This window comes from Rhizobium cauense (genome assembly GCF_019511525.1).
Lineage (GTDB): Bacteria > Pseudomonadota > Alphaproteobacteria > Rhizobiales > Rhizobiaceae > Rhizobium > Rhizobium cauense.
Genome location: NZ_JAEUAT010000011.1, coordinates 110,372 through 134,068 on the forward strand (window position 1 = coordinate 110,372; position 23,697 = coordinate 134,068).

Consider the following 23,697-nt stretch of genomic DNA (forward strand, 5'->3'; position numbering starts at 1 on the left):
ATTGTGCTGGCTTCTCTCATTGGGCTTCAAGGGGCCGTCCGACCGGATCGGACGGCCCGGCACGATCAGTTCTTCTTGATGTTTTCCCAGCGCTTGATCAGGTCGGCATGGGCGCCAACCCAGTCCTGTACGGCCTGATCCATCGTCTTGCCATCCTTGACGGCACCGTTGATGGCGGTGATGTCGGCGATTGGGACATATACGCTGGCCATGACTTCACGGGCGTGCGGGTTCTCTTCGGAGAAACCCTTCTGTCCGATCCAGTAGTAGCCCTGCGGCGGCGGGAAGATGCCCTTCGGATCCTTGAGATACTTGACTGGGAACTTTTGGACCATCCACGATGGCTCCCAGACCGTAACGGCGATCCACTCCTTGCGGTCGTACGCCGACTTGAGCGCCGCCGTCATCGCGGCCGTACTGCCCTCGACGAGTTGCAGCTTGATGTCGTAGTCCTTGACGGCTGTCGATGCATCGCGCATCAGGCCGGAACCCGGCTCGATGCCAATGATCTTGCCGCTGAACTTCTCGCTGTTTTCCTTGAGCTGCTCGAGAGAGTCGATCGGCACGTAGGCCGGGACTGCAATAGCCTGATACAAGCCGTGCGAAACCGGCGAGATCTTCTCCAGACGGTTCTTGTTCTTGTTCCAATAGTCCTGCGCAACGTAGTCAGTCTGAGACGCAAGAACCTGTATATCTCCCTTGGTGAGGGCCGCATAGGCAATGCCCCACTCGGAGAACTCAGTCACCTTCACCGTGTAGCCGGCGTCCTCGAGTACCTTCTTCGTGATGCCGGTAATGGGCGTCAGGTCTTCCCACGACAACGTGCCCATGTTGATCGTCTTTTCTTCGGCATGGGCCGCCGCCATGGTCATTCCGAACATCGCGGCTGCACAAAGCGCTTTCCACAGAGTCTTCATCTTACGCTCCTAGTTTTTGTTCCCATTCTTATCGAAGACCCGCGTTGGCTCAGTCTTCACATTGCGCGGCGAGGGTTATCCCTCACGGCCTGCACGCAATTCCTGCAAACGGATCACTGCGTTGATACCGAGCCACGCCAGGGGCTCGGGCGGCAGCCTCGTGGGCGCTGCATGATCCATGTATCTGTCGAGTTGTTCTGAGCCGGTTTCGGTCGCAAGTTCGGCCGCCAGCACACCGGCAAGTGTGCTCTTCACGGTGCCCAGGCCATTTTCGCAGCACGCCGAGAACAAGCCGTCGTCGATTTCACCGAAGGCGGGCACGTGATTGCGGCTGAGGCAGAGGCGCCCAGCCCAACTGTACTGGAACGGCAAATCCGTCAGTTTCGGAAAGCGTGCATCCAGCGATCGGCGATGGGCCGCTGCCAGCTTGGCCAGACGGCTGTCGGTTACGGTGATCGTCCGGTCGTAGGTATATTTCGTACGGAGGACGATCCGCGAAAGACCGTTCGAAGTGATCTTACGAACAGTCGCCCCCATGGCGTCGGCCGGGAGCAGCGCCCACCGGTCTTGTCCCGACGCAGCGTGCCCAATGTCATCAGCCGGAAAAGGCTCCGTCATCGACGCGTAGGCAAATATATGCATCAGCCGCCCGCGAAAGTGGCCGAAGTCTTCAATATGGCCGTTGACCCCCAGGATGACCTTCGGCGCGCTAACCGTGCCCCGTATCGATTTCGCGGTCCAGGTCCCTCCCTCACGCCGCAGTTCCGTTACCGGAGAGCGCTCAAAGATCGTCACGCGTTGTCCAACGCCGGCCGCAAGGCCACGAATATAGTCTGCAGGTTGGATCATGACCGCACCGGGCGTGAACAAACCGCCGAGGTAATAGTCCGAGCCGGTGAGCTCGCGCATTTGCGATCGATCGAGGAAAACGTGCTTCTCGCCAATACGCCGGAGCGACTCTCCGTAGCTGACGTTCAGCTTCATTCCCCTCGCCGTTGCTGCGGCATTGATTTTGCCCGATGGATCGAACGTCTCCCGGGACATCCCATACTCGTCCGCGGCGCTTTTTGCGAAATCGATTGCAAAGCGGTTCTGCGCGATCTCCATGGCGGTTGCCGCCTCGCTGGCCCCAGAATATTCGCCTGCCGAGAGATTGTGCGGAACATCGATCATATAGCCGGAATTTCGACCGGCCGTACTCTTGGCTACTTCACCCGCTTCCATGACGACGATCTTGTCGCGTGGCCGGATCTGAGAAAGCCGTCGCGCCGCGGACAACCCCGCAAACCCGGCCCCGACAATCAGCCAGTCGGCCGCCACACTGCCTTCGAGCGTCCGCATGGGGGCGACGCGGTTGCTGATCGCCTCCCAGCCGGAGACACCGGATTCGGCGGGGAGCCGTCTGACCGCGGTCTTGGTCATCGGATCATCTCGTCGATCGAGCGATCGGAAATGTCGATCCAGATCGTCTTCAGCTCGCAGTAGTTATCGTGGGCGAAGACGGACTTGTCTCGGCCGCCGAACCCGGACTCCTTGTAGCCGCCGAACGGCGTCGTCGCGTCCCCCTCGCCGAAGCAGTTGACCGTGACCAGGCCGGCCCGGATGTCACGCGAAAGCCGAATGGCGTTTCGCAGGCTGCCCGTGTACACAGAGGCGGTCAAACCGTAGTTTGTGTCGTTGGCAAGGGCGACCGCTTCCGGAAGGGTCTCGAACGTCGTCACCGACAAGATCGGCCCAAATATCTCCTCTTGGAACAGCCTGCTCTTCGGCGTCACGCCATCGACCACGGTCGGCTCAATGAAGGCGTCCTTGTGGGTCCCGCCGCCGTGGACGAGTGAAAGCTCCTCCGCCTCCACGTCATCGAGGAACGACTTCACCTTCTGGAAATGGCTCTGACTGACGAGAGCGCCGATGCGGTTTTCCGGATCCAGTGGATCACCAGTCTTCCACTCCCTCAGGTAGGCACCTATCCGCTTCAGCAGCTCGTCCTTGATACTGGAGTGGACAATCAGCCTGGATGTAGCCGAGCAGTTCTCGCCCATGTTCCAGAAGGCGCCGTTGACCACCTGCTCGGCCACGAGGTCGAGATCTTCCGCGTCCGGCAGCACGACCGCGGGATTTTTGCCGCCACATTCGAGCACTACCTTCTTCAGATTGGAATCCGCCGCGTAGCGAAGAAAGCGACGCCCCGTTGGCGTCGAGCCGGTGAAGGCCACCATGTCGACGTCCATATGGAGACCTATCGGTTCGCCGACATCCTTGCCGCTCCCTGTCACGACGTTGAACACGCCCGCCGGAATACCGGCTTCATGGGCAAGTTCGGCAACGCGTAGTGTCGTCAGCGTCGTTTCCTGCGCGGGTTTGACGATGACCGAGCATCCGGCCGCGAGAGCTGGCCCGATCTTCCATGCCAGCATCAGCAACGGGAAATTCCATGGCAGGACACAGCCGACGACGCCGATAGGCTCGCGGACGACCATTGCCAGTGCATCCGGTCCGACATTGTTGGTGTTGTCGTAGATCTTGTCGATCAGCTCCGCATGCCAACGGATCGTGTGGATCGTGTCAGGAATATCGACAGTCTGGCATTCGCGAACCGGCTTGCCGCTGTCGAGGCTTTCCATAACTGCCAGTTCGTGCCGGTTACGCTCAATAAGCTTGGCGAGCTTTAGAAGGGCGTCTCTCCGCTCGCCAGGAGAGCGCAAGCGCCAGCGACCATCGTCGAAAGCCTCCTTCGCCTTGGCCACCGCATAGTCGACGTCACTTGCATCGCAAGCGGTGATCGCTGCGAGCGCTTCGCCTGTCGCCGGGTTCACAGACGTAAAGGTCTTGCCGGAGATTGCAGGGCGAAACGAGCCGTCAATGAATGCATTGGTCGGCAGCTGAATCTCGGCGGCGATTGCCTTGTATTCGGCAGCGGTCAAGGGTTCATGCATGGTTGGCTCCCGACGAGATGTTGGCGACAGTGCGCTTCAAAGTGGCGACGACTGTTTGCAGGGTGCGCTTTTCTTCCGAGTTGAGAGGCCGCAACGGCGCACGCACGGATCCGGTCTTCAGCCCGATAATCTCGCAGCCGTGTTTGATGGACTGGACGAACTTGCCGCATTCGAGGAAGTCCATCAGCGGGAGCATCGCGGTCATGATCGCGCGGCCTTTGTCGAAGTTCTTCTCGCGTACACAGGCCTCGTACAGCGCGACATGTTCGCGCGGGAGGAAGTTGGATCCGGCGCAAACCCAGCTTTTCGCTCCCCAGGCGAAAAACTCGAGTGCCTGGTCGTCCCAGCCGCAGGACAGCGATATGTGCGGAAACTTGCGGGCAAGCAGATGCAGGTTGCCCATGTCGCCGGAGCTCTCCTTGATGGCGACGACATTCTTCGATTTGCCGACGCGCGAGAAATATTCCTCGCCCATCACCACGCCCATGCGGGCCGGATAGTTGTAGAGCATGATCGGCAGGTTGGCGGCACGGTCGACAGTCAGCGCGTGGACGGCATTTTCCCGTTCCGTCGGAAGTGCATATGGAGGCGAGGAAACCAGGATCGCATCCGCGCCGATTTCCTTTGCTGCCTTCGCGTATTCGACCGAATCCTCGGTCCGGGTCGCGCCGGTTCCAACGATGAGCGGCAACCGACCGCCGATGACATCCTTGGCGTAGGAGGCGAGGTCGAACCGTTCCTGGCTGGTCTGAGCATAGTACTCGCCGGTCGACCCGCCGACGATGATGCCGTGCACCCCGGCATCGACCAGTGATTCCAGCACAGCAGCGAATGCCTTCCGGTCGATTTGTCCGCATGTATCAAGCGGAGTAATCGCCGGGGTATAGATCCCCTCGAATTTCACTGTGACTTCTCCAATGCTTTGGCGGCTGGCCCACCGATAAGGGCGTCAACCTTCAACCCCTGCGGAGCGATGAACATCTCCATGTTCTCGCGAGACAGCTCCCAATGTTCGAAGACGAGATCGACGACGGTATCCTCGTCGTGCGCCGCCAATGCTTCAATGAATGCATCGTGGTGTTCGACGGCAACCTGCAGGCGGCGCTTCATGTCCTCATTCCTCGGTCGGAAGAAGGTATGGCCGATCCGGGCATGGTCGATCAGCAGGCGGCCGAGGCTTGGCTGCAAATAGACGTTTGCGGACATCTCGCCGAAAATCTCGTGGAAACGGTTGTTCTCGAGCACCATGTCGAGCGCATGACCATTCTCGCTGGCCCTGCGGAAGCGCTCCTGCGTTTGCTTGAGGTCAGTAAGCTGCCCCGACTTGAAATTCTGGACCGCGAGACGACCGATCGCGGCGTAGATCATCGGTGCAACCAGAAAAAAGTTTCTGAGTGTTGCATGGTTCATTGGAATGACGCGCGCGCCGCGGTTTTCGCGAATGTCGACATAGCCCTCGCCCGCCAGGCGGCGAAAAATGTCGCGTACCGGCGTTCGGGAAAGACCGTACCGTTCACTCAGGCTGGCTTCATCGAGATCGGCGTCTGGGTCGAGCTCCATCGTCAGAATTTGACGTTTCAGATCCTCGTAGAGGTTGCTCTTCACGGTTTTCGCCATGGGTCACTCCGCGCCGTTGGTTTCGCTAAGGGGAAACATGGCACGCATCTAATATGCTGTCAATGGATTGTGTACTTTGCGTACACAATAAAAGTTTCATAGGAATACAATTAAGAAAATGCTTCGCTAACCAATTGAATTATCTTGACTCTCTGACATATCAAGCGTCGTTCCTACAGCTTGGATCGAAGCTGGTTGTCGACGGCGCTTTTGGCGGAGTGAGAGTCCGATTTTGCTGGTGACGTTGCGGAGTGAGAGTCCGATTTTGCTGGTGACGTTATCGAGGGTTTGTGCTCCCGATTTCTATTGGCCGACACTCCACGTGTGACCGGCGGCCCGCCGCATACGGAAACATGGGATGAAATGCCGTCTATCCGCTATCGATTGACGTAAACCCAGTTTCAGTAGGAAATACCTCCAGGCATCTTCGGAAATGTCGACGGCAGGTTTGTATGGATCGTCTCGAAGCAATGAGGATGTTGCTGGCAGTCATCGACGCCGGGAGCATTTCTGCAGGCAGCAGGAAGCTGAATGCTCCGTTGCCCAGCGTCAGCCGCAAGGTCGCCGAGCTCGAACGGTACCTCGGCGCCAGTCTGATCGTGCGCACCAGCCGGAACCTCCAGCTCACCGACGCCGGGAGAGAATATGTCGAGACGGCGCGCAGGATCATGGCGGACCTGGAGGAAGCGGAGCGGCGGGCCTCCGGCGAATACCAAACCCCACGGGGCACGCTGACGATCACCATGCCGGTGGAGTTCGGCGCCCGCCGCGTTCTGCCGATTGTCCTGGGCTACATGGAAAAATACCCGGAGGTGCAATTGAACCTGCTGTCGCTCGACAGGACGGTGCACCTGGTGGACGAGCAGGTGGATATCGCGATCCGGCTGGGCGACCTCGCAGACAGCTCGCTCCACGCCGTCAAGGCGGGTGAGTTCCGCCTCGTGACCTGTGCAAGCCCAGCATATCTTGAGCGCCGAGGAGTGCCGGAGCACCCAGGTGACCTGGCACAGCACGATGGAATTCATTTCAACAAGCGAGCGTTCTTCTGGACGTTCGACGTCGACGGCCAGGCTGTCGAAGCGATTCCGCGAAACCGCCTTGAGGTAAACACCGCGGCCAACTGCGTGGCAGCTGCCGTAGGCGGGGCAGGTATTGCCCGCTTGTTCGACTATCAAATTCCCGACGAGCTGGCTTCAGGTTCCCTCGTGCCCATTCTGCAGCGTTTCGACGGCGCCCTCAGGCCAATTCACATCGTCTACCCTCGCCAAGGCCTACTAACGCTGAAAGTACGCTCGTTCATCGACTGGGCCCTGCCACGGCTTCGCACCGTCTCAGCGCAAGGCGAAGCGGTAGACGTCTAGCCTGAAAACGCAGCCCTGACCTCTTCGACCGTCCGCGCCCGATCCTGCAGATGCGGAAAGTGGCCGATACCTTGCAGGATTTCGAATGTCGAACCCGTACGATCCGCAAACTCACGGCCCATTTCCTTCGCGATGTAGATGTCTTTGTCGCCCCAGATCACCTTTATCGGTGTCTTGAGCTTGCCGAGATTGGCCTCGAGATAGTCTTCATCACGATTAAAGTAGGAATAGTAGAAGGCAAAGGCATCGGCGGTTGTCAGGCCGTCACGCGTCCACGAGTGCTTCATATCCTCCTGCACATCGGAGGGAAGATCGTATTGTGCGTCCGTCGAGAGTCCTCGCCGATGCACGTTTTGCAGGATCTCGTCACTGGTCTTGTTCATGTGGGCACGCGTTGGGGTGGCTGTCGGCTCCATCTTGAGGTTCTGCAGGCTCTCGTACATGTACTGTGGCCTGTTGAAGGGGGCGAAGTCGCCGACAATGATCTTCTTGGCCACTGCGGGTTCGTCCAGGGCAAGGAGTAGAGCGGGAAGCGCGCCGATGTCCGAGGCATAGATGATCAAGGTCGATCGATCGATGTGTGCCTTTTCGATGTAGACCTTCAGGACCTCGGCGTAGTCCTTCGGAGAGTAGGAGAACTTGTCCGGCGACGGGCGGGAAGACTGGCCATAGCCGGGCCAATCGAAGGCGTGCACCTCGTATTCCTTGCTGAGCGTACGTGAGATCTCTTTCCAGACGGCCAAGGTCTCAGGAAAACCATGCAGGAAAAGAACCGTGCCCTTGGGATCATCGGCACGGGAGACCATTCGGCGGAGCGTGATATGTTCACCGATCTTGATGAAGTCGATCTTCGGCTCTGCCTGGAAGGTGTTCGTCTCGGCATGTCCGTCCACCGTCGGCATCGATACCACGGCGGCCGCAGCGACAAGGGTTCTGAATGGTGAGATAGGCATGTCTGCCGTCCTTTTGGTCGAGTTGGATGTACCGAGAAGATGGAATACCGCGCTGGCGGCCGGTAGCCGGAAAATCCGAGAGGGCTCCTCTTGAATCGACAGGATGCCAAAAGAGGCGACCCGATGGCTGCGTTGATTGCAACGGGAGCCAACGCCATGTCGCAACTTCAAGGCGCTTGTCACCAATCTCTGCTCCGCGGCGATCGATCCCCACGCCAGAGCGAGAGGATGGCTCTCAATTTCGCTCAGTACCGCCCGCCAACGACCGTTCATAGATTCTCGCCATTCACGGATCGCTGGTCGAAACGCGATCCGCGTCCAACCCAAGCGGGGGAACTCGATCGCCCGCCTCAAAAGGAAGATGAACATGAACGATGTAGCAACCCGTCAGCATAAAGAGGCGCCCGAGAAGGTCAGAGGACTTTCGGGTCATTCGACAGTCGGCACGAACGACCTGGATGCCGCCGTCGCCTACTACGACAAGCTGCTTGCAGTCTTTGGGATTGGCCGCGTGCTCGAGCAACCCGGTCGGGCGGTCTATTACGGGCATCGCGCCCTGGAATTCGGCGTGACCAAGCCCTTCAACGGTGAAGCGGCGGCTGTCGGCAACGGAAACATGATCGCGTTCGAAGCCCGTTCACGGGCGCAGGTGGACCTGGCCCATGCCACGGCACTGCAAGCCGGCGGCTCCGACGAAGGGGCCCCTGGTCCGCGGGGGGCGAACGGCGATGGGCCATACTGCGCCTATTTCCGTGATCCGGAAGGCAACAAGTTCCTCGTATTCCGCGCCGGGCCTGACGAAGTCTGACTTCCCGATGAACAAGGGTCGAGGGCAGTACTCGAAAGCGCTCCCTCGACCAGAAGGCAAGAGCAATGAATATCCTCTCTATCGCATCCGCCGCCGTGACGTTCAGCCTCGTAGCCATCCACGGCGCGTCGGCTCAGCAGCCCGGCATCAAGCGCACCGACCTCGTGAAGAACGACATCGTCGTCTCCGGAAAGGAGGCCATCCAGGTGCGCGTCGACTTCGATCCTGGCGCCTTTGCCGTCAATCATCGCCACCCTGGCGAGGAGATCGCCTACGTCCTGGAGGGTGCCCTCGAATACAAACTCGAGGGCCGCGGGGCCATTATTCTCACTGCGGGCCAGTCTCTCTTCATCCCTTACGGCGTTGCCCATTCGGCTCGCAATGTCGGCAGCGGGAATGCCTCCGAACTCGCCACTTACATCGTCACTAAGGGAAGTCCTCTAGTCGAACCGGTACAATGAGCATCTGCTATCTCAGACAAGGAATCGTGACATGACACAGGCAAGCAAAGCCGGAAACGGGCAGGTCTCGCGACGCTCGTTCGTGTTTGGCGGCGTGGCGATTGGCGTCTCCGCAGCGGTGCTGCCTATGCCCGCTGTCGCAGCAGACAAGGTCAAATCAACGACGGGCATCGGTGACATCCGGCCGTTTAAAGCCGATATCCCCGAGTCGGCGCTTGTCGATTTGAGACGACGCCTCGCGGCAACCCGCTGGCCCGACGGCGAGACCGTAACCGACCGCTCCCAGGGTGTCGAACCGCAGAAGCTGATGGACCTCGTGGACTACTGGAAGTCCGACTATGATTGGCGCAAGGCAGAACGCAAGCTCAATGCCTTCCCGCAGTTCCTGACTGACATCGACGGACTGGACATCCACTTCATCCACGTACGCTCGCGCCATGAGAACGCGCTGCCCCTGATCATGACGCATGGCTGGCCGGGTTCGGTCTTCGAACTGCTGGACGTTATCGGGCCGCTGACGGATCCCACCGCCCATGGCGGCAAAGCCGAGGACGCGTTCCATCTGGTGATCCCGTCCATCCCCGGCTTTGGGTTTTCCCAGAAGCCGACGACAACAGGTTGGGACGCACAACGGATCGCAATGGCATGGGACACGCTGATGAAGCGAGTGGGCTACGATCGCTACGTCTCCCAGGGCGGCGACTGGGGCGCGATTATCAGCGATGCCCTCGGGCGTCAGGCCCCGGAAGGACTGCTCGGCATCCATGTAAACAGGATTGAGCGCGCCACCACGCTTCCGGCAGACGCCGCGCAGGCCCTCAAAAGTGGAGGACCAGCTCCCGATGAACTGTCGGAGGACGAGAAAAAGGTCTTCGACGAGGTCCGCGACTTCCTGAACAATGGTTTCGGCTACGCCGCGATCCTCAGCACGCGCCCGGAGACAATCGGCTACGGGCTTGCGGATTCTCCTGTCGCACTGGCGGCCTGGCTCTATGACAAGATTAGCGAGTGGGTGTTCACCCGTGGCAACCCCGAACAGGCGCTGAGCAAAGACGATATCCTCGACAACATCACGCTCTACTGGCTAACGAACACAGGCCCCTCGAGCGGACGCATCTACTGGGAGAACGTCAAGGCGGGTGCAAAGCTCACTGCTGTCAAGGTTCCCGTTGCCGTCAGCGTGTTTCCGGGAGAGGTCTACAGGCCGCCGAGGAAGTGGCTTTCAGCGGCCTATCCACAGCTCGTCTACTACAACTCGGTTTCGAAAGGCGGCCACTTCGCTGCCTGGGAAGAGCCGGACCTCTTCAGCGAAGAGATCAGGGCGGGCTTCAGGGCCATGCGCTCGAAATAACGCATCTCGGCCCGCCGATGCGCGCCGGGAAAACCGCAACCGATATGGGCATGACGCCGATCTTACGTCATGCTTCGGAAATGGGGTGTCGCTTCCTGTACTTGGAAAGCCCGATCTTGATGCCAACGAGCACAGGGGCGGCGACTACGAAAAGAAGAGCAACCGCGTTGAAGGCGGTGTCAAACGCGACCACAGTTGCCTGGCCCGACACGGCCCGACCGAGAAGGTTTGTCGCTGCCCGGCTGGCGGACGCCGGGTCCAACCCTTTCGCGGTCAGCACGGCGGTTGTGGCCGCCAGCCGTTCGATGACCGCGGGCTGCCCGGCGTTGACGTTCGCGCCGAGTACCGCAAGATTGGCGACGACGTTGTGGTCGATCAACGTCTGCAGCGCAGCCACGCCCATCAGACCGCCGAGCTGGCGGCCTGTATTGAAGAGGCCGATGCCCGAGGCCAGGTTTCGGCTGCCGAGGTTGCTGAAAGCGATCAACGTAATCGAGAGAAACAGGAAGCCAAGACCCAGGCCGCGCAACAGGATTGCCGCCATCATGTCGTTCGCGCCACTCTCGCTCGTCGAACCCGACAGCATCCACATCGACGCCATGATCATCAGAATGCCGAAGGGTACCGTGGCGAAAGGTGGAATGCGGCGGACCTGCATGAGGTAGGCGGCGACGAGAAGCGCGCCGATGAACAGTCCACCACTCGGCAGCAGGAGCAGTCCTGCATCGGTCGGTGTCAGCGCGAGCACAGATACGGCAAATGACGGGATCAGGAACGCGCTCCCGAACAATGCTGCTCCGGCAACGAAACTGACAATGAAGGCGAAGAGAAAATCATCCTGACGGAACAGGGAAAAATCCAGCAGGCCCTGCCCCTTCGCCGACACCTGCTGCCCCAAAAAAACCAGCAAAGCGGCTGCGCCAATCACCGTCAGCCATAGAATGCGGGGTTCCTCGAACCAGTCCCATCGGCTGCCTTGGCTAAGGACGTAGGTGAAGGAGGAAAGCGCGATTGAGAGCAGCAGCACGCCGATCCAATCAAACGGGCGGGATGTGGTTGTGGCGAGCAGCGGGCTCTCCGAAATCAACAAAAGTCCAACCGCCGCCAGCGCAAGCGGAACAACGCTGAGGTAAATCCATGTCCAGGAGTGGCTGTCGATCAACCATCCCTGAAGAGCCGGAGCTATCGTTGCGGGAGCGACAACAGCTCCCATCGCAAACACCGCCTGGAGAATCGGTTGGTGAGACCGCTGATAGGAAAAAAATATGATCGCCTGCCCCGCAACGAGCAGGGTACCTCCGGAGAAGCCCTGGATAACCCTTAAGGCGACCAGCAGATCCAGACGCGTTGTGATGGCGGCAATCGCGCAGGCCGTGCCCATGGCGAGCGTGGAGCCTATGACGACGTTAAGCGGCTTGATGCGGCTCAACAGCCAAGGCGCGATCATGAAGCCTATCAGCTTGAGCGCAGTGTAGCCGATATCCAGCCACGCAAACTCGTCGGGAGTTGCATAGGTGTCGCCGATTATGTCTGCGCGCCCGAGCGACAGGACGGTACTCGCGATGGCCTCGGTGAGCGCGGCGAGGAGTATGCCACCCACAAGAAACAAGCTTCCCGTGGAGCTTTCGCGGTTCAGTGCGATGGCGGTCGGTGTCATGATCCGCTCTCCAGATCTATCGCCACCCGTGCGGACAAGCCGGGGACAAGGCGACCAGGCAACGGATTGTTCGCAAAGCGGATCTTCACCGGAACACGTTGGACCACACGAACAAAGTTGCCTGTTGCATTATCGGCGGGAAGCAAGCTGAAGGCCGAGCCGCTGCCGGGTGCGAAGCTGTCCACGACGCCATCAAGCCTGTTGTCCGGATACCCGTCGATCGTGATGCGGGCAGTCTGACCCGGCCGGATGTTCTGGAGCTGGGTTTCCTTGAAGTTCGCCACGAGCCAAACATCGCGAACAGGGACGATATCGAGCAGGGACGTACCGGGCGCGACGAATCGGCCGACGCGGATCTGACGGTTTCCAATCACGCCGTCGACCGGCGCGCGGACCACCGTGCTTTCAAGGTCGATTTCTGAGAGGTCACGCGCGGCTTGAGCCTGAGCCACGGCGGCAACGGCCGCTTCCCGTTGTGATGCAAGGACGGCGATCCGTTGTTGCTGGGCCTCCAGCGTCGCGGAGGCCGCCAAAACGCTCGCCTCGGCTCTCGATCGCGTGGCATCGGCTTCCTCCGCGTGCGCCTGGCTCACCGTGTTGCTTCGGATAAGCTGGCGGCTGCGGTCGTATGCCTTGATCGCCAGATTCAGCTCCGCGACGCTCGACGTCTTCTGGGCCTCGGCCTGACGGATCAGCGAATGCTGAAGTTCAGTCTCGGCAGTAACGTTGGTGAGACGTGCCCGGGCAGCTTCAACATTGGCGACAGCTTGCGCAAGGCGTGCGCGGTAGTCACGATCATCGATACGAAAGAGGACATCCCCGGCGCGAACGGTTTGGTTGTCCTTTGCCTCCACCGCGACAACGTAGCCCGCGACCCTTGGCGCAAGCGAGGTTACATCCCCGCGAACGTATGCGTTGTCGGTCGATACCTCACCGCTCGAACGCGCCCCGGCCCATCCGGCAGCGATGGCCACCACAGCGCTGAAGCACAGCAGCAAGCCGATCACTCTCTTCCTGTTGGGCCGCGCCGTGCCGGCTGCTGCCTCAGAACTTCCTCCGCTGATGGTGGCGGCGTTGTCGAGCGTATCCATTTTCCCATGTCCTGTTGAATGCGGATGATCGTGCCGCGACCCCAGGCGACAGAATTCTGCCGCCTGGTTCTCAGGCATCGATGAGAGCTATCGCCAACCTCACTTCTTGGTGGGCGTGGTCAGTTCCTGTTCGCCGGTGTCCAGAACGAACACGGCCAGAAGGCGCGCAGGTTCCGTATCGCTGGCGTTTGCGCTTACCTCATGCAGAGAGCCGGGTTCTTCATAGAAGTTTTCACCGACCTTATAGACCCTTTCCGGAGCGCCATTTACGCTGCTGCGGATCGCACCCTCGAGTACTGTTGCATAGATGAAGGCCGACTTCGGATGCGTGTGGGCTGGCGATCCGCCGCCCGGCCCGTATTCAACGAGCACCCCTCTCATGCTCTTGCCGGGAACGTTCGGCAGCGGGCGATCAAAGACCACCGTGACCTTGCCCGCCGGTCGGTCGGCGGCAGAAGCAGTGGTGATCGAGAGCGTTGCCAAAGCAACTGCTGCGAGAGACCGTGTGAACATCGTATTCTCCTTTCAGATTGTCTGTCGTGAGGGTGCCAGACGCCCTCCGCTGGGGATCAGTGGGCGACCTGCTGGCCAAGCCAGTCCTCGAATCGGTTCACGCCGACGCGTGGGTTCTTGCCGGGGGTCAGCGACTGATCATCGAGAACCGCTCCGAAGTAGCGTGCGTGGACATCGGGCACGACCTTGCGAGGATCTTGCGTTGACCGCAGGAAGCGTCTGACCAACTCGTCGAGCGGCATTGCTTCGGGACCAGCAACCTCCACCGTGCCATTGACCGGCGGCGCGACCGCGAGATCAGCAAGGGTGGCTGCCACGTCGTCGGACGCGATTGGCTGGATCAGTGCCGGCGACAGGCGGATTTCTTCGCCAACGGTTGCCGACTGGGCGATGCCGCCGACAAACTCGAAGAACTGCGTCGCACGCAGGATGGTATAGGGAATGCCGGATGCCTTGATCAGATTTTCCTGGGCAACCTTCGCGCGGAAATATCCGTTCTCAGGTAGCCGTTCGACGCCGACGACAGACAGGGCAACGTGGTGGCGCACGCCTGCGGCGGCTTCGGCCGCCAACAGGTTGCGACCAGATGTCTCGAAGAACTCGAGGACGGCCTTGTCTTCCCATGCAGGTGCATTCGCTACGTCGACAACGATATCAGCCTTATCCAAAGCCGCTGCCAAGCCCTCGCGGGTGATCGTGTTCACACCGGTGTTGGGGGACGCGGGCAGCACCTCATGGCCGCCTTCGCGGAGATGCTTCACAAGTTTCGATCCGATGAGGCCGGTACCTCCGACAACGACAATCTTCATGGCTTCACTCCGTTTCACCCGACAGCACCATCGCTGTCGTCATGGGAGGAGATTGCCCGCTCGCTTCAGGGAAGTCCTTGCGCCGACCTTGTATTATCCCTGAGGCAAGCTTGTTTGTTTGTCCAAGACAGCGCTACTGATGGCTCCGTGTCAGACGGGCGAGCGAACCACGCGATCCTGTGCTATCAGATTCGAACTCCGTCAGTTGCTTCGGCTGGCGAGCCGAAGCACTCGGTCAAGGGGCAATTTAGCGTGCAGTTCGCGTTTGGAGATTACGTGCTCGACCCACAGCGAAGGGAACTGACCCTGCGCTCGCAAGTCGTGACCGTCGGCCCCCAGGTCTTCGACCTCTTGCTGCATCTCGTGACAAACCGCCACCGTGTCGTCAGCAAGGACGATCTGCTTCAGGCCGTGTGGGACGGCAGGATCGTCTCGGAATCGACGATCACCAGCCATATTAACGCGGTCCGCAGAGTGATTGGCGACAACGGCGAAGAACAGCGGCTGGTCCGGACGGTCCCCCGCAAGGGTTTTCGCTTCGTCGGCGATGTCGAGATCAGTGAGACCCAGCAGACGGAACAAGCGGAAAGCTCCGATTTCACCGAAGAGGTGACCGGCGAGACGTCGGAGAAACCCTCCGCGCTGGCCCTTCCGAACAAGCCCTCCATTGCCGTGTTGGCCTTCCAGAACCTGAGCGGCGATCCGGAGCAGGAGTATTTCGCCGACGGTGTTGTTGAGGACATCATCACTGCCCTTTCCCGCCTTCGATGGCTTTTCGTGATCGCGCGCAATTCCAGCTTCACCTACAAAGGACGGTCGGCGGACGTGAGGGATATCGGCCAGGAACTTGGCGTGCGCTACGTGCTGGAAGGCAGCCTGCGCAAGTCGGGAAACAAGGTGCGTATCACCGGGCAGTTGATTGACGCGACGACCGCCACACATCTGTGGGCGGAGCGCTTCGAGGGTACGCTCGATGACATCTTCGAACTTCAGGACCAGATAGCCGAAAGTGTCGTGGGGGCGATTGCGCCGCAGCTTGAACGGGCGGAGATCGAGCGCGCCAAGCGCAAACCCACAGAGCGGCTGGACGCTTACGACTATTATTTGCGCGGGACGGCCAAACTGCATAGCGGGACCCGCGAAGCGCTGGATGCTGCCCTGCCCCTGTTCTACAAGGCCGTTGAACTCGACCCGGAGTTCGCGTCAGCCTATGCCATGGCGGCCTGGTGCCATTTCTGGCGAAAGGTGAATGGCTGGATGACCGATCGCCCGCGGGAGATCGCCGAAGGTATTCGCTTGGCACGGCAAGCGGTCGAGTTGGGCCGGGAGGATACGGTGGCCCTCACACGCGGTGGACACGCGCTCGCCCACCTCTCCGACGATCTTGACGGCGGCATCGCTCTCCTCGACAGGGCCGTTCTGCTCAACCCGAACCATGCGCCCGCATGGTTTCTCGGAGGCGCTCTGCGTGCACTGCGCGGCGAAACCGACGCGGCAATCGAGCATTTGACGCATGCCGTTCGCTTGAGTCCACTGGATCCGGAAATGTTCAGGATGCAGGTGGGGATGGCGCTGGCACACTTCTTTGCCGGACGCTGGGATCCCGCGTCCGACTGGGCAGAGAAGGCGTTGGGAAATTTGCCCAGCTTGCTTCCTGCGGCTGCCGTGCTGGCGGCCAGTCATGCACTTGCCGGACGAATGGACAATGCCGCGCACGCGATGCAGCGCCTGCGCGGCCTCGATCCATCCATGCGGGTCTCCAACCTAAACAGCTGGCTTCCGATCTACCACGCCAAGGACCTTGCACGATTCGCGGAGGGACTACGACTGGCCGGCCTGCCGGAGTGAGCGCGACTACTCGAAGCGGCTGGTGGCGTCGCGATCGCGCTCATAGTGGCTCGTCAGTGGAAAGGGCGGCAACCAGGACTCTCGCCTAATGGTCCAGAGTTCGTAAGTTGGCTTGAACTGGTCGGGTGCGTCGAGTGATCCAAGGTTCACTTCGACCTCATCCCCGCTACGTCCGAAAACTGGCGAGCCGCAACGGGGACAAAAAAATCGCCCTTCGTAGTCACGCGTTTCGCCTTCGACGGTCACGGCATCCTGCGGAAATATCGCGGACGCGTGAAAGAGCGCCCCGTGATGCTTGCGGCAGTCAAGACAATGACAGATGCCGACGCGATAGGGACGCCCAGATGCCACAATTCGGACGTTGCCGCAGCGGCAACCGCCAGTGAACCGGTTCATGTTGCGTCTCCTCCAAAATCATTGGGCGAAATGCCTGCGAGCGTCAGGCTGCAATCCGCTTGCGGACATCCTCCGCGAGATCTTGCATCTGGTCGATGGGAATGCGGCCGATCAGCATGAAGGCGTGTGTCGCGTTCGACCAATAGACCACGTTCATGCCGTGGCGGCCCTCGACGTCAGGATCCTTTACCCCGACATCCGAGCGCACGATGCAGAGCGCCAGCGGCCCTGTCTCGGCATCAAGGTAGGCAATCTGCGCAAGGGGTTTATCATCGTACTGCAATAGCTGGGCCCGCTTGAACTCGATGCCCGGCAGCGACACGGCCTCGGGGGACAAGGAAAGACCAAGCTTGTCTTCAAAACGGCTAAGTTGGGCAGCCTGCGCTTCGACCGAGGGAGTCGGCCCGGCTAGGGTGTCGGCGGTGTAGAGGGCGATGTATTCGGCAACGACAGCCCGCCACTCGCTGCTTTCGTCAGGGGCATGGGAACGGTTGCGGACGGCCATCACGGTCCGGTCAACAACGATCCCTGCGACAAGGCAGGCGGCAAGCGCTCCCAGGAGTGCGCGCCGATCGGGTCGCGCAGGCGCCGGCTTTGCTTCTGCCGGTACGACGCCAAGCATGGCATCGAGCTTCGCCTTCGGCGCCGCGGCCAGCAGCGGTTCAAAGGCCTGCTTGAAGGAAAGACTGCTGCGCGACAGGAATTCCAACCGCTCTGCCACCCGCTCGTTCGAACCGAGAAGCACGTCGATGCGGGATATGTCGGCGTCCGGCAGTTCACCGTCGATGTAAGCCGTCAATTCCTCGTCCGAGGGGAGCTGGTTTCTATCGTTCATGTCGACCCCTCCTCCGCGACGTTCGCCGCGATCTTGGCGCGTGCGGCTGCAAGGCGGCTCATCACGGTTCCAATCGGAATATCCAATATGCTTGCTACCTCCTTGTAGGAAAGACCCTCGACATAAGCGAGGAACACGGCTGCCCGCTGCGCATCCGGCAGCGCGTTGACCAGTCGCAGCACCTGGTTCGCCATGACATGCGTTTCCGTGTCACGGGCGCCATCAACGACCAGGGCTTCGTCAGCATCGACAAAGCCTTGACCGAGGCGCACCCGCTGCGATCGAATCTCATTCAGCCAGATGGAGTGCAGGATGGAGAACAGCCAGCGATCCAGCCGCGTTCCAGCCTCGAACTGCGCCGTTCGCTCGAGGGCCCGAAGGCAGGTCTGCTGCACGAGATCATCTGCAATGTCGCGGCGATGCGAGAGCACGAGGCCGTAGCGCCAGAGCCGCAACAAATTGTCGGCCAAGCCGCTCCTGATGTCGGATTCGCTTGCGATGACAGCCTCCGCCACGGGTGTTTCTTCCAAAGCCGCCGGTTGCACCGACGGCTTTGGTTTTTCGGGACTATAGGCAGGAAATGTCGTGTACGCGACCGGCATTTTAAAGTTCCCGTTCAACCGAAATTGCGCTTTCCCGCCTTTGGTCAGCGCCGTGGCTTCTACGGCTTGAGGATCGCTTCGTTGAGGTCGCGATACTCCTCGCATTCGGTGCCGCAAATCGTCTTGATCGTTTCCAGCTGTTCCTTTGCGAGATCGAGACGACCCTTTACGACGTAGGCTTCGCCGAGATATTCGCGAACCTGCGCATAGGTGGGATCAAGCTCGACGGACTTCAGGTAGTAGGAAATTCCTTCATCCGTGCGGCCAAGCTTGCGGGTGGCGTAGCCGCGGTAGTTCAGAGCCTCGGCAGTATTCGGGTTCTTCAGCGTATCGAGCATGGCGAGCGCTTCTTCATAACGCTCGGCTTTTGCCAGGGAATACGCATAGTCGGTGCGGTCTTCGTCAGAGACATTGGCACTGCTCTGCCTGACGCACCTCTTCGTCCTCTTGTCATAGATCTGGCCCTTCTTGCAGGTGGGCATTGATGCGCCACCTCCACCGCTGCCCGTGCCACTGCCGCTGCCGCTGCCACTGCCACCACCGCCGACCGCGAAAGCGGGAGCGGAGAGTGCAAAGACTGCGATGCAGCCGCCGACCAAGATGGAAGCAATCCGAACAGTCGCGATCGTCATGGGGTATCTCCTAGGAAAATGACGTTGGCGGCGAGTGAACACCGTTGCCCTCACCTTTATTCGATCCACGGCTCTGCTTTTTTTGCGTTCACCCGGACGAATAAATGCGGTTCTGAGGTGTTTGCGGCTCACGCGCCGGCCAGAAGGAGCATTTCGTGAACGACACCGTAAAACTGCTGGGCCTCGCCGTCGCAGCCCCCGAATACGTGATCACACAGAAGGAAGCGGCAGAGACGTCCGCCCGGCTGTTCTCGTCCCGCTTCAAGGATTTTTCACACCTGGCATCCGTCTTCGACAACGCCGGCATCCGAAAGCGACATGCCGCGCGTCCCCTGGAATGGTTTATCGAGCCGCACGGGTGGCAGGACCGAATGGAGGCTTATGGCGAGGTGGCGCGCAGCCTGTTTCTGGAAACGACGACGAAGGCGCTGGCGCAGGCACGCCTTCAGGGCTCTGACATCGATTGCATCGTCACTATGAGCTCTACCGGGATTGCAACACCCAGTCTTGATGCGCAACTCGCCCAGAGACTGGGTTTTCGTTCCGATATCGAACGCGTTCCCGTTTTCGGACTTGGCTGTGCGGCGGGCGTTTCCGGCTTGGCAATCGCCTCACAGCTCGCCAAGGGCCGGCCCGGGAAGACCGTGCTATTCGTGACAATCGAGCTTTGCACCCTGGCGTTCCGGCTGGACGAGCTGACGCGAGCAAACATCGTCGCGACGGCGCTGTTCGGCGACGGCGCAGCAGCCTGCATCCTCAGGAGCGGACCGCATGGCAAGGCCGAAATAGAGTCGACCGGTGAGCATCTCTTCCCCGACACGCTCGGCATCATGGGCTGGAAGATCGACGACACCGGCTTCGGCGTCGTTCTCGCCCAATCGCTGCCGCCTTTTGCAGAAACCGAACTCGGCCCGGCTGTCGATTTGATACTGGCGCGCAACGGTCTTTCGCGAAGGAATATCGACCGCTTCATCTGCCACCCAGGCGGGACACGGGTCCTTGCGGCATTGGAGAGTGCCTTGTCACTTGTACCGGGAACGCTGGATCACGAGCGCGCCGTGCTTTCCGAATATGGCAACATGTCCTCGCCGACGATCCTCTTCGTGCTCGAGCGCGTCTTGCAGGCCGGCTTGCCGGAGCGCAGCGCCATGATCGCCCTCGGGCCCGGCTTTACGGCGAGCTGCGTGACCTTGCGGAGGGTCGCGTGATGTGGCCTTCGATTGCGCTCCTCGCCTTCGTGACCGCACAGCGCCTCGCTGAACTTGTCCTCTCCCGCCACAACACCCGGGCGCTTCTCAACCGCGGCGCGCGGGAGGTCGCGCCGGAGCACTATCCTTATATGGTGGCATTGCACACCGGCTGGATCGCAGGATTATGGCTGCTGGCACTGGGGCGTCCGATAGACCCGACATGGCTTGCCGTCTTTGCGATCCTGCAAGTCTGCCGGCTTTGGGTCATCGGCACACTCAAGGATCGGTGGACAACGCGCATCATCGTGTTGCCAGGTGCCCCGCTCGTTAGCAGCGGCCCCTACCGCTTCATCGCACATCCGAACTATGTCGTCGTGGCCGGGGAGATCGCGGTGCTTCCCCTGGCCTTCGGGATGCCGATCTATGCGGCGGTATTTTCGGTGCTGAACGCGGCCATGCTCTATGTTCGCATCAAGGCCGAAAGCAAGGCGCTGAGAACAACAATGTTTTTGAAATAAAACGCAATTTTTCGTTTGCGTGCAGCCTGCCAGAACGGCATTTTCATTGCCGCAAATAGTGGAATGCATGGAAATGACAAAGAACGTGATCGTGCTTGGCGCCGGTATCATCGGGGTGTCAACGGCCATTCACCTACAACGCCGGGGACGGCAGGTAACGTTGATCGACCGTAAGGCGCCAGGCAGCGAAACCTCCTTCGGAAATGCGGGTCTCATCCAACGCGAGGGCGTGGTGCCGTACGGCTTTCCGCAGCAGCTCGGCGTCCTGGTCCGCTACGCCTTCAACAACCGGATCGACGCCCACTATCACCTGAAGGCGCTGCCCGGACAGTTGGCATTCCTTGCCCGCTACTGGTGGAATTCAAACGCCAAGCGGCACGAGATGATTTCCAGAGCCTATGCTCCGCTGATCGAGCACTCGATCTCGGAGCACAATGATCTGATCGAAGCCTCCAATGCGCAGCACCTGATCCGAAAGAATGGCTGGATGGAGATTTTCCGCACGACCGGACGTCGGGACGCGGAGTTCGTCGAGGCAGAGCGGCTGCAGGCTGAATTCGGGGTCATGCACGAACAATTGGACGCCGCCGCCGTGGCGCGCCTGGAGCCCCACATCAAGGGCGATTTCGTCGGCGGTCTGCGCTGGCGCGATCCGTGGTCGGTGCTCGATCCGCACGGCTTGACGATGGCCTATCGCAACTATTTCCAAAGCCTGGGCGGCAGATGTGTCACCGGTGACGCCAACTCGCTCGGTCGCTCCGGTGCGAGTTGGAAGGTGGTGACCAGCGAGGGCCCGCTGGAGGCTGAGGACGCGGTTCTGGCACTCGGCCCCTGGGCGGCCGTCGCGACGCGCCGCCTCGGCTATGCCTTCCCGCTCGGCGTCAAGCGCGGCTATCACATGCACTACGCCACGACAGGCGACGCAACGCTCAATAACTGGACGCTCGATGCAGAGAAAGGTTACTTCCTCGCGCCTATGAACCGCGGCATCCGGCTAACGACGGGCGCGGAATTTGCCGCGCTGGACGCGCCGAAGACGCCGGTACAGCTCGAGCGGGCCGAAAAGGTTGCCCGTACGGTCTTTCCACTCGGAGAAAGGCTGGATGCGGAGCCGTGGATGGGCGCTCGCCCCTGCACGCCCGACATGATGCCAATCATCGGCAAGGCCCCCCGACATGACGGACTATGGTTCGCATTCGGCCACGCGCACCATGGGCTGACGCTCGGGCCGGTAACCGGCCGAATCCTGGCAGAACTGATTACCGGAGAGGCACCGTTCATCAACATTTCGGCCTATTCGCCGCAACGTTTCAATCCTTAGGCAACACGAGTCGGGCGGCAGCTGAGGACAACAATCCGCAAGATCGGCGGAAAGGAGAACCTCATTCCTCCCCATCCCTCTCTATTTCCGTATAAGACGATGGAAACTCTCAGGAAATCCATAATGTCTGTTGCGCCCTCCCCCATTCTCCACGCCCGCCAGCCATCTCTCGGCACTCCGGGTCTCGGAGCACTCTTCGCTCTCATCCTCGGCACCCTGCTGCTCGGCTATTACTATGGCCCGGCGCAGGGCGCGCTGTTCCTCATTGGCGGCGCTCTCGGCATCGCTCTTTATCACGCGGCCTTCGGCTTCACCTCCGCGTGGCGGGTATTCATCATGGACGGGCGTGGGCGTGGCCTGCGCGTGCAAATGATCCTGCTTGCTATCGCTGTCGTTCTGTTCTTCCCGTTCCTTGCCAGCGGCACGTTGTTCGGCCACGAAGTCAAGGGATCGGTTTCACCCGCCGGTATCGGTGTGATCGTCGGCGCGTTCATGTTCGGCATCGGCATGCAGCTCGGCGGCGGTTGCGCTTCCGGCACCCTGTTCACGGCAGGCGGCGGCAATGCGCGCATGCTGATCACGCTGTTTTTCTTCATCGTCGGGTCGGTGCTCGGCACGATCAATTTCGACTGGTGGGTCAGCCTGCCGTCACTCCCGCCAACATCGCTGGTCCAGAGCTTTGGCGCCTTCGGCGGCATCGCCGTCTCGTTGATCATCTTTGCCGCGATTGCTGGGCTGACTGTCATCGTCGAGAAGCGTTGGCATGGTTCGCTGGAAAAGGAAGCACCCTCGCCGCGCCAGGGGTTCGCACGCCTGCTGCGCGGTCCGTGGCCACTCGTTCTTGGCGCAGTGGCCCTCGCCTTGCTTAATTTCGCGACGCTGTCGATCGCCGGTCGTCCATGGGGCATCACATCAGCCTTCGCGCTCTGGGGCGCCAAGGGTGCGCAGTTCATCGGAATCGATCCAACGGCCTGGGCCTACTGGCAGACGCCCGCCAATGCCAAGGCGCTCGCTAGCAGTGTCTTTGCCGATATCACCTCGGTGATGGATTTCGGCATCATTGCCGGCGCGATGCTTGCTTCATCGCTGGCGGGTCGGTTCGCACCGAGCTGGGACATTCCACTGCGCTCGGTTCTCGCTGCCGTGATTGGTGGCCTGCTGCTCGGATACGGCGCTCGCATCGCCTATGGCTGCAATATCGGCGCCTATTTCTCCGGCATCTCATCCGGCAGTGTGCACGGCTATCTCTGGGCAGTGGCGGCATTTGCCGGCAACGTCATCGGCGTTCGTCTGCGACCCTACTTCTTCTTCGAGAAGAAGATCCTGTTGCGGACCGACGGCTAAGCCACGCCCAAGGACTTGAGATCGCGGAGCGCTGCCTCCGCGATCCCTTCGATCGTATCGTCAATATCGACAGTCACGACACCGGGTTCCCCGGTCGGCACTTCGAGTGTGGCGAGTTGGCTTTCCAGAAGCGAGACCGGCATGAAGTGGCCCTTGCGCTCGCCCATTCGCGTGGTCAGCAGTTCCTTCGAACCATGCAGGTAGACGAAGAAGAGGTTTCCATTCACCGCCTTGCGCAGCCGGTCGCGATAAATCTGCTTAAGCGCCGAACATGAAACGACGACGCCCGATCCGCGATCGAGCGCCTCCTTCATTGTTTCGCCAATCAGGTCTAGCCACGGCATCCGGTCGTCATCGGTGAGCGGAATGCCCTTCGACATCTTCTCGACGTTCGATGCCGGATGCAGCCGATCGCCCTCGACAAAGCCGACGCCGAGCGTGGCGGCCAGGCTTTCGGCTATCGAGGTCTTGCCGGAACCACTGACCCCCATGACGACAATGGCATGGGGGCGTCCGTCGATCTCTGGCATTATCGTC

Annotated in this window: 24 protein-coding genes; 9 read left to right on the plus strand and 15 right to left on the minus strand. The window is 60.5% G+C overall.

The features are described 5' to 3' along the window. Positions 1-65: 65 nt before the first annotated feature. From JNB88_RS20665 to JNB88_RS20685, 5 genes are all read right to left on the minus strand, one after another. A complete protein-coding gene (locus JNB88_RS20665) occupies positions 66-917 on the minus strand; it encodes a glycine betaine ABC transporter substrate-binding protein (protein WP_220357058.1) in 852 nt (283 codons plus the stop codon). A gap of 75 nt (positions 918-992) precedes the next feature. Then, positions 993-2,339, minus strand: coding sequence for an NAD(P)/FAD-dependent oxidoreductase (locus tag JNB88_RS20670; RefSeq protein ID WP_220357059.1), 1,347 nt, complete (start codon positions 2,337-2,339; stop codon positions 993-995). Then, the gene (locus JNB88_RS20675) at positions 2,336-3,853 is read right to left on the minus strand and encodes an aldehyde dehydrogenase (RefSeq protein ID WP_220357060.1); all 1,518 of its coding nucleotides are present in this window, start codon (positions 3,851-3,853) and stop codon (positions 2,336-2,338) included. Before JNB88_RS20675 ends, JNB88_RS20670 begins: the two co-directional genes overlap by 4 nt. Next, positions 3,846-4,757, minus strand: coding sequence for a dihydrodipicolinate synthase family protein (locus JNB88_RS20680; protein WP_220357061.1), 912 nt, complete (start codon positions 4,755-4,757; stop codon positions 3,846-3,848). The genes JNB88_RS20675 and JNB88_RS20680 overlap by 8 nt, the downstream gene beginning before the upstream one ends. After that, positions 4,754-5,470: a GntR family transcriptional regulator gene (locus JNB88_RS20685; RefSeq protein ID WP_220357062.1), complete on the minus strand. Its 717-nt coding sequence runs from the start codon at positions 5,468-5,470 to the stop codon at positions 4,754-4,756. The genes JNB88_RS20680 and JNB88_RS20685 overlap by 4 nt, the downstream gene beginning before the upstream one ends. A gap of 452 nt (positions 5,471-5,922) precedes the next feature. Here JNB88_RS20685 and JNB88_RS20690 point away from each other — a divergent pair, with 452 nt between their 5' ends. Then, positions 5,923-6,831, plus strand: coding sequence for a LysR substrate-binding domain-containing protein (locus JNB88_RS20690; protein WP_220357063.1), 909 nt, complete (start codon positions 5,923-5,925; stop codon positions 6,829-6,831). On the opposite strand, the gene JNB88_RS20695 is transcribed toward JNB88_RS20690, so the two are convergent. Further along, positions 6,828-7,784 (minus strand): alpha/beta fold hydrolase, encoded by a 957-nt coding sequence (locus JNB88_RS20695; protein WP_420832202.1) that lies wholly within the window; start codon positions 7,782-7,784, stop codon positions 6,828-6,830. The genes JNB88_RS20690 and JNB88_RS20695 overlap by 4 nt on opposite strands. Before the next feature lie 367 nt (positions 7,785-8,151). On the opposite strand from JNB88_RS20695, the gene JNB88_RS20700 reads away from it, so the two are divergent. From JNB88_RS20700 to JNB88_RS20710, 3 genes are all read left to right on the plus strand, one after another. Beyond that, a complete protein-coding gene (locus tag JNB88_RS20700) occupies positions 8,152-8,592 on the plus strand; it encodes a VOC family protein (protein ID WP_220357064.1) in 441 nt (146 codons plus the stop codon). Between the two features lie 65 nt (positions 8,593-8,657). Continuing rightward, positions 8,658-9,053 carry a cupin domain-containing protein gene (locus tag JNB88_RS20705; protein WP_220357065.1) on the plus strand — a complete coding sequence of 132 codons (396 nt, stop codon included), beginning with the start codon at positions 8,658-8,660 and terminating at the stop codon, positions 9,051-9,053. A 31-nt stretch (positions 9,054-9,084) separates the two neighbouring features. After that, entirely contained in the window at positions 9,085-10,404 is a 1,320-nt protein-coding gene (locus JNB88_RS20710) for an epoxide hydrolase family protein (RefSeq protein ID WP_220357066.1), read from the plus strand. 67 nt (positions 10,405-10,471) lie between these two features. On the opposite strand, the gene JNB88_RS20715 is transcribed toward JNB88_RS20710, so the two are convergent. The 4 genes from JNB88_RS20715 to JNB88_RS20730 all read right to left on the minus strand — a co-directional run bounded on the left by JNB88_RS20715 (position 10,472) and on the right by JNB88_RS20730 (position 14,474). After that, a complete protein-coding gene (locus JNB88_RS20715; RefSeq protein ID WP_220357067.1) occupies positions 10,472-12,061 on the minus strand; it encodes a DHA2 family efflux MFS transporter permease subunit in 1,590 nt (529 codons plus the stop codon). Then, positions 12,058-13,152, minus strand: coding sequence for an HlyD family secretion protein (locus tag JNB88_RS20720; RefSeq protein WP_220357068.1), 1,095 nt, complete (start codon positions 13,150-13,152; stop codon positions 12,058-12,060). The genes JNB88_RS20715 and JNB88_RS20720 overlap by 4 nt, the downstream gene beginning before the upstream one ends. Positions 13,153-13,251: 99 nt before the next feature. Further along, the gene (locus JNB88_RS20725; RefSeq protein WP_220357069.1) at positions 13,252-13,665 is read right to left on the minus strand and encodes a cupin domain-containing protein; all 414 of its coding nucleotides are present in this window, start codon (positions 13,663-13,665) and stop codon (positions 13,252-13,254) included. A gap of 56 nt (positions 13,666-13,721) precedes the next feature. Next, positions 13,722-14,474, minus strand: coding sequence for an SDR family oxidoreductase (locus JNB88_RS20730; protein ID WP_220357070.1), 753 nt, complete (start codon positions 14,472-14,474; stop codon positions 13,722-13,724). A 252-nt stretch (positions 14,475-14,726) separates the two neighbouring features. Between JNB88_RS20730 and JNB88_RS20735 the strand changes: the two genes are divergently transcribed. Then, the gene (locus JNB88_RS20735; protein ID WP_220357071.1) at positions 14,727-16,322 is read left to right on the plus strand and encodes a winged helix-turn-helix domain-containing protein; all 1,596 of its coding nucleotides are present in this window, start codon (positions 14,727-14,729) and stop codon (positions 16,320-16,322) included. Between the two features lie 6 nt (positions 16,323-16,328). Here the strand turns inward: JNB88_RS20735 and JNB88_RS20740 are convergent, their stop codons facing one another. From JNB88_RS20740 to JNB88_RS20755, 4 genes are read right to left on the minus strand one after another with little or no spacing between them, the layout of a single operon-like run. Continuing rightward, entirely contained in the window at positions 16,329-16,718 is a 390-nt protein-coding gene (locus JNB88_RS20740) for a GFA family protein (protein WP_220357072.1), read from the minus strand. 43 nt (positions 16,719-16,761) lie between these two features. After that, positions 16,762-17,553 carry an anti-sigma factor family protein gene (locus JNB88_RS20745; RefSeq protein ID WP_220357073.1) on the minus strand — a complete coding sequence of 264 codons (792 nt, stop codon included), beginning with the start codon at positions 17,551-17,553 and terminating at the stop codon, positions 16,762-16,764. After that, positions 17,550-18,155, minus strand: a complete 606-nt coding sequence (locus JNB88_RS20750) for an RNA polymerase sigma factor (RefSeq protein ID WP_220357074.1) — start codon at positions 18,153-18,155, stop codon at positions 17,550-17,552. The genes JNB88_RS20745 and JNB88_RS20750 overlap by 4 nt, the downstream gene beginning before the upstream one ends. Positions 18,156-18,214: 59 nt before the next feature. Further along, entirely contained in the window at positions 18,215-18,787 is a 573-nt protein-coding gene (locus tag JNB88_RS20755; RefSeq protein ID WP_220357075.1) for a tetratricopeptide repeat protein, read from the minus strand. Between the two features lie 155 nt (positions 18,788-18,942). Here JNB88_RS20755 and JNB88_RS20760 point away from each other — a divergent pair, with 155 nt between their 5' ends. The 4 genes from JNB88_RS20760 (at position 18,943) to JNB88_RS20775 (ending at position 23,160) form a co-directional block, all read left to right on the plus strand. Then, positions 18,943-19,995 carry a type III polyketide synthase gene (locus JNB88_RS20760; protein ID WP_220357076.1) on the plus strand — a complete coding sequence of 351 codons (1,053 nt, stop codon included), beginning with the start codon at positions 18,943-18,945 and terminating at the stop codon, positions 19,993-19,995. After that, positions 19,992-20,495, plus strand: a complete 504-nt coding sequence (locus JNB88_RS20765) for an isoprenylcysteine carboxyl methyltransferase family protein (protein WP_220357077.1) — start codon at positions 19,992-19,994, stop codon at positions 20,493-20,495. The genes JNB88_RS20760 and JNB88_RS20765 overlap by 4 nt, the downstream gene beginning before the upstream one ends. Before the next feature lie 73 nt (positions 20,496-20,568). Next, positions 20,569-21,816, plus strand: coding sequence for an NAD(P)/FAD-dependent oxidoreductase (locus JNB88_RS20770; protein WP_220357078.1), 1,248 nt, complete (start codon positions 20,569-20,571; stop codon positions 21,814-21,816). 123 nt (positions 21,817-21,939) lie between these two features. Next, complete coding sequence (locus JNB88_RS20775; RefSeq protein WP_220357079.1) at positions 21,940-23,160, plus strand: YeeE/YedE family protein; 1,221 nt, start codon at positions 21,940-21,942, stop codon at positions 23,158-23,160. On the opposite strand, the gene JNB88_RS20780 is transcribed toward JNB88_RS20775, so the two are convergent. Continuing rightward, positions 23,157-23,690 (minus strand): gluconokinase, encoded by a 534-nt coding sequence (locus JNB88_RS20780; protein WP_220357080.1) that lies wholly within the window; start codon positions 23,688-23,690, stop codon positions 23,157-23,159. The genes JNB88_RS20775 and JNB88_RS20780 overlap by 4 nt on opposite strands. Positions 23,691-23,697 lie beyond the last annotated feature (7 nt).

Excerpts from the sequence above, each read along its gene's own strand:
- JNB88_RS20705 (WP_220357065.1), top strand. The coding sequence starts at position 8,658 with ATGAATATCCTCTCTATCGCATCCGCCGCCGTGACGTTCAGCCTCGTA.
- JNB88_RS20670 (WP_220357059.1), bottom strand. The coding sequence starts at position 2,339 with ATGACCAAGACCGCGGTCAGACGGCTCCCCGCCGAATCCGGTGTCTCC.
- JNB88_RS20690 (WP_220357063.1), top strand. The coding sequence starts at position 5,923 with ATGGATCGTCTCGAAGCAATGAGGATGTTGCTGGCAGTCATCGACGCC.
- JNB88_RS20720 (WP_220357068.1), bottom strand. The coding sequence starts at position 13,152 with ATGGATACGCTCGACAACGCCGCCACCATCAGCGGAGGAAGTTCTGAG.
- JNB88_RS20700 (WP_220357064.1), top strand. The coding sequence starts at position 8,152 with ATGAACGATGTAGCAACCCGTCAGCATAAAGAGGCGCCCGAGAAGGTC.
- JNB88_RS20755 (WP_220357075.1), bottom strand. The coding sequence starts at position 18,787 with ATGACGATCGCGACTGTTCGGATTGCTTCCATCTTGGTCGGCGGCTGC.
- JNB88_RS20770 (WP_220357078.1), top strand. The coding sequence starts at position 20,569 with ATGACAAAGAACGTGATCGTGCTTGGCGCCGGTATCATCGGGGTGTCA.
- JNB88_RS20695 (WP_420832202.1), bottom strand. The coding sequence starts at position 7,784 with ATGCCTATCTCACCATTCAGAACCCTTGTCGCTGCGGCCGCCGTGGTA.
- JNB88_RS20685 (WP_220357062.1), bottom strand. The coding sequence starts at position 5,470 with ATGGCGAAAACCGTGAAGAGCAACCTCTACGAGGATCTGAAACGTCAA.
- JNB88_RS20665 (WP_220357058.1), bottom strand. The coding sequence starts at position 917 with ATGAAGACTCTGTGGAAAGCGCTTTGTGCAGCCGCGATGTTCGGAATG.
- JNB88_RS20775 (WP_220357079.1), top strand. The coding sequence starts at position 21,940 with ATGTCTGTTGCGCCCTCCCCCATTCTCCACGCCCGCCAGCCATCTCTC.
- JNB88_RS20710 (WP_220357066.1), top strand. The coding sequence starts at position 9,085 with ATGACACAGGCAAGCAAAGCCGGAAACGGGCAGGTCTCGCGACGCTCG.
- JNB88_RS20745 (WP_220357073.1), bottom strand. The coding sequence starts at position 17,553 with ATGAACGATAGAAACCAGCTCCCCTCGGACGAGGAATTGACGGCTTAC.
- JNB88_RS20730 (WP_220357070.1), bottom strand. The coding sequence starts at position 14,474 with ATGAAGATTGTCGTTGTCGGAGGTACCGGCCTCATCGGATCGAAACTT.
- JNB88_RS20715 (WP_220357067.1), bottom strand. The coding sequence starts at position 12,061 with ATGACACCGACCGCCATCGCACTGAACCGCGAAAGCTCCACGGGAAGC.
- JNB88_RS20740 (WP_220357072.1), bottom strand. The coding sequence starts at position 16,718 with ATGAACCGGTTCACTGGCGGTTGCCGCTGCGGCAACGTCCGAATTGTG.
- JNB88_RS20750 (WP_220357074.1), bottom strand. The coding sequence starts at position 18,155 with ATGCCGGTCGCGTACACGACATTTCCTGCCTATAGTCCCGAAAAACCA.
- JNB88_RS20675 (WP_220357060.1), bottom strand. The coding sequence starts at position 3,853 with ATGCATGAACCCTTGACCGCTGCCGAATACAAGGCAATCGCCGCCGAG.
- JNB88_RS20780 (WP_220357080.1), bottom strand. The coding sequence starts at position 23,690 with ATGCCAGAGATCGACGGACGCCCCCATGCCATTGTCGTCATGGGGGTC.
- JNB88_RS20725 (WP_220357069.1), bottom strand. The coding sequence starts at position 13,665 with ATGTTCACACGGTCTCTCGCAGCAGTTGCTTTGGCAACGCTCTCGATC.